The 13,566-nt window shown below is 57.5% G+C and carries 12 protein-coding genes and 1 tRNA gene; 5 read left to right on the top strand and 8 right to left on the bottom strand.

The annotated features are described in order from the left end of the window. Positions 1-27: 27 nt before the first annotated feature. A complete protein-coding gene (locus AC1Q6D_RS27070) occupies positions 28-546 on the bottom strand; it encodes a cell envelope protein SmpA (RefSeq protein WP_103405949.1) in 519 nt (172 codons plus the stop codon). A gap of 322 nt (positions 547-868) precedes the next feature. Between AC1Q6D_RS27070 and mgtE the strand changes: the two genes are divergently transcribed. Continuing rightward, entirely contained in the window at positions 869-2,311 is a 1,443-nt protein-coding gene (gene mgtE, locus AC1Q6D_RS27065) for a magnesium transporter (protein ID WP_047532344.1), read from the top strand. A 382-nt stretch (positions 2,312-2,693) separates the two neighbouring features. Here mgtE and AC1Q6D_RS27060 read toward each other — a convergent pair whose 3' ends face one another. Next, a complete protein-coding gene (locus tag AC1Q6D_RS27060) occupies positions 2,694-3,020 on the bottom strand; it encodes an Arc family DNA-binding protein (RefSeq protein ID WP_003178899.1) in 327 nt (108 codons plus the stop codon). 592 nt (positions 3,021-3,612) lie between these two features. Here AC1Q6D_RS27060 and AC1Q6D_RS27055 point away from each other — a divergent pair. Next, a tRNA-Arg gene (locus tag AC1Q6D_RS27055) sits at positions 3,613-3,689 on the top strand. A 260-nt stretch (positions 3,690-3,949) separates the two neighbouring features. Here AC1Q6D_RS27055 and AC1Q6D_RS27050 read toward each other — a convergent pair. From AC1Q6D_RS27050 to AC1Q6D_RS27030, 5 genes are all read right to left on the bottom strand, one after another. Next, entirely contained in the window at positions 3,950-5,215 is a 1,266-nt protein-coding gene (locus AC1Q6D_RS27050; RefSeq protein WP_103405952.1) for an aspartate aminotransferase family protein, read from the bottom strand. After that, positions 5,212-6,276 (bottom strand): phosphotransferase, encoded by a 1,065-nt coding sequence (locus AC1Q6D_RS27045; RefSeq protein ID WP_256590359.1) that lies wholly within the window; start codon positions 6,274-6,276, stop codon positions 5,212-5,214. The genes AC1Q6D_RS27050 and AC1Q6D_RS27045 overlap by 4 nt, the downstream gene beginning before the upstream one ends. Beyond that, complete coding sequence (locus AC1Q6D_RS27040; protein WP_047532313.1) at positions 6,269-7,003, bottom strand: SDR family NAD(P)-dependent oxidoreductase; 735 nt, start codon at positions 7,001-7,003, stop codon at positions 6,269-6,271. Before AC1Q6D_RS27040 ends, AC1Q6D_RS27045 begins: the two co-directional genes overlap by 8 nt. Positions 7,004-7,087: 84 nt before the next feature. Next, positions 7,088-7,765, bottom strand: coding sequence for a GntR family transcriptional regulator (locus AC1Q6D_RS27035; RefSeq protein ID WP_103405954.1), 678 nt, complete (start codon positions 7,763-7,765; stop codon positions 7,088-7,090). Positions 7,766-7,953: 188 nt separating this feature from the next. Further along, entirely contained in the window at positions 7,954-8,973 is a 1,020-nt protein-coding gene (locus AC1Q6D_RS27030; RefSeq protein ID WP_103405955.1) for an AraC family transcriptional regulator, read from the bottom strand. Between the two features lie 613 nt (positions 8,974-9,586). Between AC1Q6D_RS27030 and AC1Q6D_RS27025 the strand changes: the two genes are divergently transcribed. Continuing rightward, positions 9,587-11,365: an acyl-CoA dehydrogenase family protein gene (locus AC1Q6D_RS27025; RefSeq protein WP_103405956.1), complete on the top strand. Its 1,779-nt coding sequence runs from the start codon at positions 9,587-9,589 to the stop codon at positions 11,363-11,365. Between the two features lie 214 nt (positions 11,366-11,579). Next, the gene (scpC, locus tag AC1Q6D_RS27020; RefSeq protein ID WP_103405957.1) at positions 11,580-13,076 is read left to right on the top strand and encodes a succinyl-CoA:acetate CoA-transferase ScpC; all 1,497 of its coding nucleotides are present in this window, start codon (positions 11,580-11,582) and stop codon (positions 13,074-13,076) included. 83 nt (positions 13,077-13,159) lie between these two features. On the opposite strand, the gene AC1Q6D_RS27015 is transcribed toward scpC, so the two are convergent. Continuing rightward, positions 13,160-13,303 carry a hypothetical protein gene (locus AC1Q6D_RS27015; RefSeq protein WP_158249414.1) on the bottom strand — a complete coding sequence of 48 codons (144 nt, stop codon included), beginning with the start codon at positions 13,301-13,303 and terminating at the stop codon, positions 13,160-13,162. Positions 13,304-13,353: 50 nt separating this feature from the next. Here AC1Q6D_RS27015 and AC1Q6D_RS27010 point away from each other — a divergent pair. Then, positions 13,354-13,566 (top strand): hypothetical protein (locus AC1Q6D_RS27010; RefSeq protein WP_492618488.1); only part of this gene is annotated, 213 nt, incomplete at its 3' end.

The raw sequence follows: 13,566 nt of genomic DNA, 5'->3' as shown, positions 1-13,566 counted from the left end.
GTGCACCATACAACAGAAAGCCCGCATTTAATGCGGGCTTTTTGCCGTCTGGGATTTGGCTTTTCCTTTCGTACAGCCTCTCGCATCGAACTCTACGTTTGCGCTTCGACCTCGCTTGGTGTCGTAGCGATAACTCGTGGTCGAATTCCGAATGTTGATCTTGTCTGGTTTACCCAAGGCGCTTTCGACGTCTTGTTGGCTCATGCCGGCAACAATTCGCTGATTGATGATTGCGTCTCGGCGCTCCCTGGCGCTGATCAGGTTTCCACATTTGTCCTCTGGCTGGCCGACGACAGTCATATCGCGGTTTGTGAATGTCCTTCCCGGTGTTGCTCGAGGGTTGGCGTCGGGCATGAGCGCGACAGCCGTGCCGGGCGAGTCGGCTTGTACTTCGTGGGCCGAAAGGTGCTCGCCGGCTGCGCAGCCCATTGTCGTGAAGGTGATGCGTCCGTCAGGCGCTTCGCAGCGATGGACTGTTGTGGCGCGTACGATGAGTGGCAGGCAAAGAAGGGGGATCAGTAGAAGGCAGGATGATTTTGGTGGCATTCGACGTCCTCCGTGACGGTGCTTGTTCAAAGGTAGCTGCTACATTTTCATTTGTTGGTGTGTTTTCTTTTCGGGATGAGTCGTCGCAGTTTGAGGGATCAGGATGGCGCTCAAGATTGTTTCGCAAGCGCTTGTTTCAGCCACGATTTTTTAACGTTTAAAACCGTCGGGCGGTGTTATCATTGCGCCCGTCAGCCCCGCCGGGGCTTGTGGAATACCTCCATGGACTTACCCAGTAGTTACTTAATTTCCCGTTTTTCCAATCATGAATTGACTGATTGATACTTCCGGCGTGCCCCGCTGCTGGGAGTGGAGTTCGCCTATGTCTGAAGTTGAAGTAAAGAAAACGCAAGAAAGCTTGCAGGACCGCCTCGCTCAAGTTGTTGAGCTGTTGCAGCGCCAGCGAGTAGTTGAAGACCTGACTCATCGCCAGGAAGGCCCGCATCACGATCGGGTTGAGAACCTGGTCCACCGGCAGAATCTCGTCGAGTTGCAGCGCAAGCTCGATGATCTGCACTCCGCCGACGTCGCCTATATCCTTGAAGCCTTGCCACTGGACGATCGTCTAGCGCTTTGGCAATTGGTCAAGGCTGATCGCGACGGCGACATCCTTCTCGAAGTATCCGACTCGGTTCGTGAAACCCTGATCGCCGACATGGACGATCATGAGCTCCTGGCTGCAGCCAAGGACATGGATGCCGACGAACTTGCTGACCTGGCCTCAGAGCTGCCGCGAGATGTCGTCCATGAGCTGATGGAGACTCTCGATGGTCAGCAGCGTGAGCGTGTTCGCTCCGCATTGTCCTATGACGAGGATCAGGTCGGTGCATTGATGGACTTCGAGATGGTGACCATCCGTGAGGATGTCAGTCTCGAAGTGGTTTTGCGCTACCTGCGGCGCCTCAAGGAGCTGCCCGGCCATACCGACAAATTGTTTGTGGTTGATTACGACGGCGTCCTCAAGGGGGTGTTGCCGATCAAGCGTTTGCTGGTTAACGATCCGGACAAGCAGGTTTCTGAAGTGATGGCCAGCGATCCGGTGAGCTTTCATCCGGATGAAGAGGCCTACGACGCAGCTCAGGCGTTTGAGCGATACGATCTTATTTCGGCACCTGTCGTAGACAAAAACGGCAAGTTGATCGGTCGACTGACCATTGATGAAATGGTCGACCTGATTCGTGAAGAGAGCGAGAACGAAGTTCTCAATATGGCGGGTCTGCGCGAAGAAGAAGATATTTTCGCGTCCGTCTGGAAGTCCCTGCGTAACCGTTGGGCCTGGCTGGCGGTGAATCTGATCACTGCATTCGTTGCATCGCGGGTGATTGGTCTTTTCGAGGGCTCAATCGAGAAGCTGGTAGCGCTTGCGGCGCTTATGCCGATCGTGGCGGGTATCGGGGGCAACTCCGGTAATCAGACCATCACTATGATTGTTCGGGCGATGGCGTTGGATCAAGTGAGCACTGGTAATACTTCGCGACTGATGCGCAAAGAGTTGGCAGTTGCACTGATCAATGGCGTGATCTGGGGTGGTGTGATCGGCGTTGTTGCCTATCTTCTATACGGCAGTTGGTCGTTGGGTGTGGTGATGACCGCTGCCATGACACTCAATTTGTTGCTTGCAGCACTGATGGGAGTGCTGATTCCGATGACGCTGGCTCGGCTTGGGCGCGATCCTGCCATGGGGGCCAGTGTCATGATTACGGCCATGACTGATAGCGGAGGGTTCTTTATCTTCCTTGGTCTGGCAACGATCTTCCTGCTCTGAGATGTTTGTCCTAAAGCCCGCCTTCCGGCGGGCTTTTTTATGCGGAGCATCAGGCATGATGTGTTACGCGCTGCTGTAACCAGCCTGGGGCGGCTTGGCGGGTGTCTGGGAGGCGCTGACCGGTCCTCAAGGCTCGTTTGCTGGCCAGTGAGTAACGTCCGCAAGGTGTGCGCGCCAAAAAGAACCAAAGGCGGAGCGTAGCGACTGGACATACCTAGTGGTCAGCAGTCGAGGCTGAGAGTGGCAACGATGAATGGGTCGCTTGCGCGGGGTCACAAAGGCCCATGGTCGAGCTCTCGAGCGCCAGTTTTGAATCAGGCGTTGCCGAAAAACAGGCGAAAAAAAGCCAGCGATTAGGCTGGCTTGAGATTTTCTGTGTGAATCAGGAGGCGTCCGCAGCCATTTCCGCATCATGGGCAATCAACGAAACGAGAGCGTTTTGCTGGCGGTGGGATAGCTGTCGGAAGCGCTGCAGCAATTCACGTTCGTGCAATGAGAGCTCTGGACTGTCCAGGCGCATGCTTAGTTCTTCGCCCAGTGCGCCTTCCTGAATAAGGCTCTGTTCAAGGCGCGCGATGATTTCGGAGTTCATGCTGCGATGATGATTGCGAGCCACTTCGGCAATGCGTTCACGCATTCCGTCTGGCAGACGTACGACGAACTTGTCAGCCGTACGGCTGGAATAAATTGCCTGTTTCAATGGGCGCATATATTTAACCGGTTAGTTCAGGGGAGCGGTTTTCGGGATTGACCGCAGGATGTCTGATAGGACAAGCGCTCTGGTCAAATGTTCAACCTGAATTGATAGAGGCTCGCATCATGCCTCACTGAGCCAGATCATTGGCGTCAATTCTGTGACAAATATTGAACTGGATAAAGGCATTATGCCAGCACCAATTATCAGAAATACGGACTGGTCTGGAAAGTGGTCTGGGTCCGTATTGCTGGCCGCGTCCTTTGCCCGACTGAGAGTGTCGATAATATCTGAAGGGCCTTTCGTGCGAATTCAATCGCTGTTCCTTGCTCCTACAGGATAGTGGCAAATGGCCGATTTACTAGGGCCAAGTGCATACTCAGAGCGATTTAGGATGGATGGCGACCAGATTTGTCTGATGTAGCATCCTGGAGCTGTCTGGGTGAAAGGAGCGTCAAGGGATCTTTTTTGGCTTCCTCAGCAAATTTCGCGATCCTGCGTGGCGTATGCCTACACTTAAAATGCCTAAGGACGACATGACAAAGCCATGCTTGCCCGTTAACATGCACGCCGTCCATTGCTCCGCAAATTCTTGCGGGCAGTTTGTGTCTCAGTAGCTCAATTGGATAGAGCATCCCCCTCCTAAGGGGAAGGTTGGCAGTTCGAACCTGCCCTGGGACACCATATATCCAGCCACTCTCTCATTTTTCAGCTATTGCAGTTGACCGCTCTCGGTGTCTGCTTCGGTCACTACGCCCATCGCAATGCTTATCCCTCCTTATAGCTACCAGTCCTGGATTGACGGGTATTTGCATTAATGCGCGTCGACCAGCGCCCCGGTGGTGTGCCTGGACGCCTGAATCGATGCCGGATTACTCCATATCAGGACCTGTTGCGGGCGCCGAGGCTGGTTCCGCCAAATCGGCGCCGGTAAAGCGTGACGTTCAGCGCAGGTCGTTCAACGTTGCATCCAGTCGTTCGAGCAGCAGGTCCGCATGCTCGCGGGCAAATACCAACGGTGGGCGAATCTTGAGGATGTTGGCCATGGGGCCGGTCGAGCTGATCAGCACCTGACGGCGGCGCATGCCGTTGACGACCGTCGCCGCGGCAACTGTTGCCGGGGCTTGCGTCTCGCGGTCTGCAACCAGTTCGACACCAATGAACAGCCCCTCGCCGCGTACATCGCCAATGACTTCATGGCGCTCGGCCAGTTTGCGCAACCCCTCCTTGAGATAGCTGCCGACATCGCGGGCATTGGCTTGCAGGTTTTCTTCGCGCAGTACCCGCAGTACCGCGTGCGCAGCCTTGCAGGACACCGGGTTACCCCCGTACGTATTGAAATAACGTTGTTGGTGACCGAATTGGTCGAACAGCGCCGAGCGCCCGACCACCGCGGCAACTGGATGGCCGTTACCCATGGGTTTGCCCAGCGTAACCAGATCCGGAACCACTGATTCACGGGCAAACCCCCAGCGCTGCCCACCGGTGCGGCCGAACCCTGGCTGCACCTCATCGGCGATATACAGTCCGCCGGCGTCTCGCACGCATTGCGCGGCAGCGGCCAGTTCGCCGTTCGCGGGGCTGAACACACCATCGCTGGAGAAAATGCTGTCGACCAGCAGCGCCGCGGGTTTGATGCCTTGCGCCTGCATGTCTTGCACGGCCGCTTTGACGTTGGCGACGAAATCGGCGGTTCGGCGGTAGGAATCCGGGGCCTCCACCAGGCGCACATGGCTGGCGGTGGGGAGGCCCGTGGCCAGCGATGGCGATACCTCGGCCAATGCGCTGGTCACGCCGTGGTAGGCCCAGCGGGTGACAATGATGCCCGTTCCGCCGCTGTGGCATCGTGCGATGCGCAACGCCAGATCGTTGGCCTCGCTGCCGGTGCAGGTCATGGTCATGTTATCGAGCTGCGGGGGAAACTCGCTGAGCAGGTCTTCTGCGTATTCCACGATCGATGGGTGTAGATAGCGCGTGTGGGTATTGAGCAGGGCGCTTTGCTCGGCAATGGCTGCGACCACGGCGGGGTGGCAATGACCGATGGACGCTACGTTGTTATAGGCATCCAGGTAGGCGGCATTGTGTTTGTCGTACAGCCACACGCCTTCACCCCGCACCGGCGCGAAGGGTTCCTCGTAAAACAATCGATAGCTGGCGCCCAGTGCGCGTTGGCGACGGGCGAGCAATTCAGCGGCGGTGGATGAACTCATGAAGCCTCCGGGGTGCAGGCGTTGATCAGGCTTTGGGTCAGCAACCCCTCGGGCAAGGCGGTGAGGCATTGCAGATTGCGCCAGGTGGTGCGCAGGTTACGCAGGACGTAGGTGCGGTTTTCCGGATACAGGCGGGCGCGCCACTGGGCGATGGTGATGGCCATGGCCATGCGCATGGCGATCAGGTCGCCGAGTACAGCCAGCTCCTCGCGCTGCAACGGGATCTTTGCGTGGTAGGCGGCGACAAAGGCCTTGATCTGCCAGAGTGGGTCGGTGGCGTCGGCGTCGAACTGATAGGAGAGAGCCGTTCCCAATTCGTTGATTAGCGGGGCGTGGAGGGCATCGCCGAAGTCGATGATGGCCGCAACGCGGCTGGCGGTTTCGCAGTCGAGCATGACGTTGTGCGGGTTTAGATCGTTATGAATCACCTGCGCACGCAGTTTAGCCAGGCGCGGTTTTACCGACGTTTCGTAGCTGTCCAGCAGGGCGCAAACCAATGGCAGTTGATCGACGTCCAGGTTATCCAGATACGGCCTGATTCGTTCCGCGTGGCCGACATCCCAGAGCAGATCGCGATGAGCGGCAGGGTGCTGGAAGTCATTGAGGGCCAGGTTGATTTCGGCCAGGGAGGTACCGAGTTCGCGCATCAGCGCAACGCTGGGCTTGCCCAGATTCTGCGAAACACCGTCCAGGTAGCTGACGGTGCGCAGTGTCAGTGTTTGCTCGCTCACCAGCACTTTCGGTTCAACCTCCCCACTGAGTGCAGGCAGCACACGCGGAACCGGCAGGTGCGCACCGTGCCGCTCGATGTGCAGCAACGCCTGGGTCTGGAAGCTGATGACGCCGGGATCTTCGGCTGGGTTGATGAATTTCAGGACGAAGGCGCCGCAGCTGGACCGGATGAGAAAGTTGGCATCGCGTTCGCCATTGAGCAGCTTCAACGTGCCTTTGAGGCCGTATACCCGATCAGCGAGTTCCAGTGCTTCGGCAGGTGACACGATTGGCGCCTGGGTGGTCATCAATTCGGTGCAGCACCCCTTGACCATGATGGCATCAGACATGCTGTCCACCATTAACGTGAATTTCCGCTCCGTTCACGTAAGAAGCGCCGCTGGTGCAGAGGAAGTAGATCAGCGAGGCGACTTCCTCCGGTTTGCCCAAGCGATTCATGGGTACCAGTCGTTCGACGATGTCGGTGGTGCCCGGAGACAGGATGGCGGTGTCGATTTCGCCGGGGGCAATGGCGTTGACCCGCACCCCATGCGGGCCGAAATCATAGGCCATTTCCCGAGTCAGAGCCGAGAGCGCCGCCTTGGAAGTGGCGTAGGCAACGCCAGCAAAAGGGTGCACCTTGGAACCTGCAATGGACGTGACATTGATGATGCTGCCTTGGGCGGCTTTCAGTTCATCGAACAGGCCGCGAGCGAGGAGGGCGGTAGAGAAAAGGTTGACGTTGAACACCTTCAACCACGTGGCGTAATCGGTTTCCAGCACGCCAAGTCGACCACCTTCCGGACTTTTTGGTGACACGCCAGCGTTGTCTACCAGCGCATCAAGCCGTCCCCCGAGTTTTTCCTTAATGGTCGCCAGGCTGGCGCTGACACTGTCGATGTCCTCAAGATCCAGATGGATATGGTTGAGCAAGCCTTCCGCCCAAGGGCATTCAGCGACCCAACTTTGCCGGGAGGCGGTGAATACTTCCCAGCCAGCCGCATTGAAATGCTTGACCGTCGCATGGCCAATGCCGCGGCTGGCGCCGGTTAACAGTAGCTTTTTTTTCTCGCTCATGAGCACGGCTCTTCGTAATTGAAGTTTGATGCATCATGTTTTCAGGCGTGCAAGTAGTCAATAGGGGTATCAGGGATCGTTTCGTCAGCAAGCCGCTTCCTGACTGACGGCTATGAACTCCAGCATTTTTTGATTGCCGTCGAGAATGTCCGCCTGGATTGCGTGTTTGGCGGCTGCCGCATCCTGCTGACGCAGGGCATTGAGTACTTCGATATGGTGTTCAATGGCCATGGTCAGGGAGAAATGCGCATACGCCTGTGCGATCAGCGGTCCTGCGCGCATCCACAGACTGTCCAGATAGCTGCGCAGCAAAGGCATGCGTGCAGCTTCCGCGATCAAAAAGTGAAACTCGCTATTCAGGCGTAGCGCTTCAGGAAGGTCGCTATTGTTGATGGCTTCGAGGTTGAGCTGAATGTTGGCGTCGATGCGTTTAAGGTCGTTTGAGGTTGCAAGCCGCGCGGCGGTTTCGGCACCAAGGCCTTCAAGATTCAACCTTAGCGTGCGGATTTCCAGATAGGCCGCACTGTCGAGCACCGGTACTCGAATGTCCTTGGGGGTCTTGAGCACCAGCGCTTTCTCTTTCGCCAGTTGCAAAATGGCGTCTCGCACGGGGGTGACGCTTGTTCCCAGCTGGCTGGCCAGCTCCCGGATGCGCAGTCGATCATCAGGCTTGAGGCTGCCCGTGATCAAGGCGTTGCGCAGTTGGGAGTAAACGTTGCTGCCCAGATAGGTGTGAGTGATCGCGTCGAAGGGGTAAGGCATGAATCACCGGATGCGTGGAGCTGTTTGGCCAAAGACTATACAACATGATGCATTAAGTCTTTTGCGGAAACCGGCTTAGCAATATGGATAAAAGGCTGGGCCGGGGGGGAGGGCGGTGCTTGGTGGCGGGGACAGCGATTGATTCAGGCCAGCAGAGCTCGCTGAACCGTCCGAAAAGAGACTGAGGGCTATTTCTTTTGGCGCGCCACGTCTCGGTAGTTCTTGGGTAGCTCGCCGGTCCATTGCCGAAACGCTCGGGTGAACGCGGATGGCTCGGAAAAACCCAGCATTTGGGAAATGAGGCTGATCGACATCGACGTCTGGCTCAGGTAGTGGATCGCCATGTCGCGACGCACTCCGTCCTTGAGTCGTTGAAATTGGCTGCCTTCGGCCGCGAGTTTTCGCCTGAGCGTTCTCTCGGTGAGGTGCAATTCAAGGGCGGCACTTTGAATGGTTGTTTCAGCCAGGTCCTCGGAACGCTCCAGATGATCCAGTACCCGCCGTGTATAAACCGGGTAATAGGCAGGGCGAGTGAACCAGTCGAATGGTGCCCGCTTCAAGTGATGGCCGAGGGTCTCGGGCGTTTGCACCAACGGTGCCGTGAGTATCGCGGCATCGAACACCAGGCAGGTCACGGCCTGGTCGAACTTCGCCGGGCAAGGAAACATCAAGCGGTATTCGGTCAGGTGTTTGGGTGCAGGATGGTCAAACGCGACATGTTTCAGGGAGATCCGCTGGCCAATCAACCAGCTGGGAAATCGATGCCACAGCAGCAACAGGAAACCTCTCAACAAGTAATCCTGGTCTTTGGCCGGGTCCTTGAGCGCCATAGAAAAAAACGCCTCATCGCCAACGATATCGAGTGACAGATGCAGGGAGTCATTGATCACGTTGTAGAAGTGGCTGAGCTTGTAATACACCGAATGCAGGTTGTGCGAATGAATGACCTGCTTGGCCATGATGGCAAAGACACCCTGTGGACAGCGTTGCGAGCCCATGCCAAGAAACTCGTCGTCAGCCAGGCGCCAGACGGCCCGCATCAGGCGGCTGAATTGGTCAGGCGTGATCCGCAGATGGGCATTATCCAGCATGCGCTGGTTAAGGCCTGCTTCCTTGAGCAGCTCCGCTTCGTCGAGCTGAAGACGGTGGCCGGCATTCATCAGCATTCGGGCGAAATGGATAGAGATTGAATAGCGTTCGATGCCCATCGGAGGCAGTCCTGCAGTGTGTACGTTCAGTTTATCGCCTAAGCGCTGTCCGATTATGTCTATTTTTAGACTGGTTTCGTTATTGTCGCCGAGGGGCCTCCCGATAGAAGCTAGCCGCCACCTGTAGACGCCTGTCTGACCCGGTCAGAGCGCTGTTATTGCCTCCAAGGAAGCCCGTCCGTGCACGTGCAAGTAGTCGATGCGGTTACCGTCCGCCAGAACGTGACGGCATCCGAAACAGAGGCATCCCGCCTGAAAAACCGCACGCTAGACAAGTCGGTGCGCCACCGTTGCAGTGTGTACGTACGCCGCTGCGACGCACAGCCTTCCCGATACGCGCCAATTGCCGCGCCGGTTCCCGGGGCGGGCACGGCACCAATGAACGCCTTTGCATCTGCGACGCCGTGGTCATTACCGGCGCCACCTGGTGCGTAACGTTTGAAGCAAGAGTTCCGTGAACATGGCCAATTTAGTCGATTACCGAGTGCTATCAGCCAAGGCCTGACGTGACTCACGTCGACACTGAAGCACGCCCGTTATTACCCAGTCGTTTGCCCCGCTGTGGCTGACACAGGCGGTCTGCCTAACGCATCGTTTTAGTGAGGAAACAAAAATGAGTGATTACACCCACCCCTACCGCGACACCACGTTCGTGCTCAAAGAACTGGTCGAGTTTGAAGCCTTGTGCGCGTCGGCCCATCTGGACGACGTCAACGATGAGCTGGTTTCCGCGATTCTGGCCGAAGCCGGTCGACTGGGCTCCGGGGTATTGGCACCACTCAATCGGATTGGCGACACCCAAGGCTCGCGCCTGAATGAGCAAGGCGTGCAGGAAGCTCCCGGGTTCGCCGACGCCTACCACCAATTCCAGGCTGGCGGCTGGCCTTCATTGACCGCCGCTGAAGCCTGGGGCGGCCAAAACCTCCCCAACGTGATTGGCACCGCTGTCAGTGAGATCTGGCACTCGGCAAATATGGCCTTCGCCCTCTGTCCGATGCTGACCCAAGGCTCGATTGAAGCGATCGCGCACCATGGCTCGCCCGCCCTGCGCGAGGCTTACCTGTCCAAATTGGTCAGCGGCGAATGGACTGGCACCATGAACCTCACCGAACCCGATGCCGGTTCGGATTTGGCCGCCATCAAGAGCCGAGCCATTCCTCAGGGTGACCACTACCTCATCAGCGGGCAAAAAATCTTTATCACCTGGGGCGACCACCAGATGACGGACAACGTTGTCCATCTGGTACTGGCCCGGCTGCCGGATGCACCGGCCGGCGTCAAAGGGATTTCCCTGTTCCTGGTGCCTAAATTCTTGCTGGATGCCAAAGGCGAGCCTGGCGCACGTAACGATGCCCGCTGCATCTCCCTGGAACATAAACTGGGCATCCACGGCAGCCCGACCTGCGTCATGAGCTTTGGCGACAACGGCGGAGCCATCGGTTATCTGGTGGGCGAACCGCACCAAGGGTTGGCTTGCATGTTCACCATGATGAACCACGCCCGGCAAAGCGTAGGCCTGCAAGGGCTGGCCATCTCGGAGCGGGCTTATCAGCAGGCGCGTCAGTACGCAAAAGATCGTCTGCAAGGCACTCGCAAGGATGGCAGCCGTTTCTCTATCATCCATTTCCCCGATGTCCGTCGCATGCTGCTTCAGATGAAGTCGTCCATCGAAGCGATGCGGGCCCTGGCGTTGGTGGCCGCTGCCGAAGTGGACCGCACTGCTCACGCGCCTGACGCCGACACGGCGAAGGTCCATCAAGGTCGCGTCGACCTGCTCACACCAATCGTTAAAGGGTGGCTGACAGAAATGGCGCAAGAGGTGACCTCGCTCGGTGTGCAAATTCACGGCGGCATGGGGTTTATCGAAGAAACCGGCGCAGCCCAGCACCACCGTGATGCCCGTATCCTGACCATTTATGAAGGCACCACCGGCATCCAGGCACTGGACTTGGTCGGGCGCAAGACCCTGCTCAACCAAGGCGAACTGCTCACCCGTTTGCTGGACGAAATCGGTGAAACCGTCGCCCTGCTACAAGGTTCGGCCACACTGGCCCATCAGGCCAAGGCACTGGACGATGCCTTGTGCGCAGGTCGCGCCGCTCTGCGCGTGCTCCTCGACAATGCCCAAAACGATGCCCACCTGGCGGGCAGCATCAGCGTCAATTTCATGATGCTGTTCGGCTACCTGAGTGGCGGCTGGTTGATGGCCCGCTCGGCACTCAGTGCTCAAGCCTTGCTGGACTCGGGCAATGGTGATCCGCAATTCCTGGGTGCCAAGCTGATTACTGCCAATTTCTATGCCGAGCAACTGCTGCCTCGCGTACACGCGCTGCTGGCGGCGATTGGCGGTGGCAGTAAAAGCATCATGGCGCTGGACGATAAGCAGTTCTGACCCTGCGCGGACCTGAGTGATCCAGGTGATGGCCCTCGCCACACGCCTTGGCGACGCCTGCCTTAATCGTCTCGGCCTTCGCTTGTGCCCAGACTAACGAACAATCCGACGAGCAGTGCCTCTCAGAGGCACTGCCCGGAATGGGCGTGATTACCGGTCGAGTGGCAGATGTCCGGTGACCCGCCTGCTATTCCCTACCTTCGAGGTTTTTTCCATGCACGCTGCGCGTATCCGGCTGGCTTCCCTGCACGACAAAATCATGAGTGCACCACAGGCCGCCCTGCTCATTAAAGACGGCATGACCATCGGCATCAGTGGTTTTGGCGGTGCCGGAGACGCCACGGCAGTCTCCTTGGCCTTGATCGAACAGGCCAAGCGCGACCCGCTGAAAATCAACCTGATCACCGGCGCCAGCCTTGGCCATGGTCTGGACGGGATGATGGCCGAAGCGGGTCTGTTGGCCCGGCGCATGCCTTTTCAGGGCGACCCTGTGTTGCGCAAGGCAATCAACGAAGGGAAGGTGATGTTTATCGACCAGCACCTCTCGGAAGTGGTCGAGCAGTTGCGCGGTGGCTACCTGCCGACTCCGGATATCGCGGTTATCGAGGCAGTGTGCATCACTGAGTTGGGGCATATCGTGCCCACCTCGTCGGTGGGCAACTCGGCCAGCCTGGCACTGGCCGCCAAGCAGGTCATCGTTGAACTCAACCTGGCGAGCAGCCCGCATTTTGAGGGGCTGCATGACATCTACCAACCCCAGAACCGTCCACACCGTGGCGCGATTCCTGTTCTCCAGTCAAACAGCCGCATTGGCAGCCATGCCATCGAGATCGACCCGTCACGCATCGCCGCCATCGTTATCAGCAACACAGCTGAGGCGGCCGTTCCCATGTTGCCGCCTGACAACGACACTCAGGCCATTGCCAATCATTTGGTTCGTTTTTTCGAGAATGAGGTGGAAATGGGGCGCCTGCCGAGAAACCTGGCGCCGCTGCAAGTGGGGGTGGGCTCCATCGCCAACGCAGTGATGTGCGGCTTGATCGACGCCCCGTTCAACGACCTGGTTCAGTATTCCGAGGTATTGCAGGATTCCACCTTTGACCTGCTGGATGCCGGCAAGCTGAAATTTGCCTCGGGCTGCTCCATTACCCTTTCCAGTGCCTGTGGCGAGCGGGTCTTCAAGAACCTGGGGCAATACGCCGAGCGCCTGGTCTTGCGCCCACAGGAAATCTCCAATCACCCGGAGGTCATCCGGCGTCTAGGGATCATTGCCATCAACACCGCGCTGGAGTTTGACCTGTACGGCAACGTCAACTCCACCCATGTCGGCGGTACACATATGATGAACGGCATTGGCGGCTCGGGGGATTTTGCCCGCAACGCCCACTTGTCGATATTCGTGACTAAATCAATTGCCAAGGACGGGAAAATCTCTCGCGTAGTGCCTATGGTCAGCCACGTCGACCACACAGAGCATGACATCGATATTCTGGTAACCGAACAAGGACTGGCTGACTTGCGGGGGCTTGCGCCTCGGGAGCGAGGCAGAATCATCATCGATCACTGTGTGCACCCGGACTACCAGGAGGCACTCAACGATTACTTCACCGCCGCTTGCCGCTTGGGCGGGCATACTCCTCACGATCTCAACCAGGCGTTGAGCTGGCATATCCGCTTGAACGAAACCGGCAGCATGCAAGCGGTCCGATAGTGAGCCCGAGCCTGTGCCTCGAACAACCACCTGCTCTAGGTTCTCGTGGGCCCTGAGCGAGTGGTTTTCGAGCATGGTCTGAATCATTTGGCCGGCTCCCAAGTGCGCATCGCCAGGGTGCGCACTTCGTCGGTCACTACGGAAAATCCATGTCGCTGCTCGCCGCGCGTGTCATCGGGTGGACAGGCACTGGCGCCTTCCACGCAACACGAACCGACCGTGGCCATAGAAATCTTCAGACACTGGTGATCTCTTCTATATAGAAGAGAAGGTGATCTTGCCCTGTCTTCTGCAAGTAATTGATAGAAAACCCAAATCAGTGCTTGACGACAGATTCTGGAAGCCTATAATTCGCCCCACTTCCGGTGCAGTCGAAACGGAAAACTCCTTGATAAACAATGAGTTACGCAGTTTTCGGCAGCAGGTTGCTTCAGGTCATCGAAGTCGAAAGGAAGTTGAAAAAGAGGTGTTGACAGCGGCGAGTAACGCT

The sequence above is a fragment of the Pseudomonas sp. MT92 genome, assembly GCF_058792515.1.
The sequence above is the reverse complement of the archived record's forward strand: the minus strand, read 5'-3'. Positions and strand labels throughout refer to the sequence as shown.

Excerpts from the sequence above, each read along its gene's own strand:
- scpC (WP_103405957.1), top strand. The coding sequence starts at position 11,580 with ATGCACGCTGCGCGTATCCGGCTGGCTTCCCTGCACGACAAAATCATG.
- AC1Q6D_RS27025 (WP_103405956.1), top strand. The coding sequence starts at position 9,587 with ATGAGTGATTACACCCACCCCTACCGCGACACCACGTTCGTGCTCAAA.
- AC1Q6D_RS27030 (WP_103405955.1), bottom strand. The coding sequence starts at position 8,973 with ATGGGCATCGAACGCTATTCAATCTCTATCCATTTCGCCCGAATGCTG.
- AC1Q6D_RS27035 (WP_103405954.1), bottom strand. The coding sequence starts at position 7,765 with ATGCCTTACCCCTTCGACGCGATCACTCACACCTATCTGGGCAGCAAC.
- AC1Q6D_RS27060 (WP_003178899.1), bottom strand. The coding sequence starts at position 3,020 with ATGCGCCCATTGAAACAGGCAATTTATTCCAGCCGTACGGCTGACAAG.
- AC1Q6D_RS27015 (WP_158249414.1), bottom strand. The coding sequence starts at position 13,303 with ATGGCCACGGTCGGTTCGTGTTGCGTGGAAGGCGCCAGTGCCTGTCCA.
- mgtE (WP_047532344.1), top strand. The coding sequence starts at position 869 with ATGTCTGAAGTTGAAGTAAAGAAAACGCAAGAAAGCTTGCAGGACCGC.
- AC1Q6D_RS27070 (WP_103405949.1), bottom strand. The coding sequence starts at position 546 with ATGCCACCAAAATCATCCTGCCTTCTACTGATCCCCCTTCTTTGCCTG.
- AC1Q6D_RS27040 (WP_047532313.1), bottom strand. The coding sequence starts at position 7,003 with ATGAGCGAGAAAAAAAAGCTACTGTTAACCGGCGCCAGCCGCGGCATT.
- AC1Q6D_RS27050 (WP_103405952.1), bottom strand. The coding sequence starts at position 5,215 with ATGAGTTCATCCACCGCCGCTGAATTGCTCGCCCGTCGCCAACGCGCA.
- AC1Q6D_RS27045 (WP_256590359.1), bottom strand. The coding sequence starts at position 6,276 with ATGTCTGATGCCATCATGGTCAAGGGGTGCTGCACCGAATTGATGACC.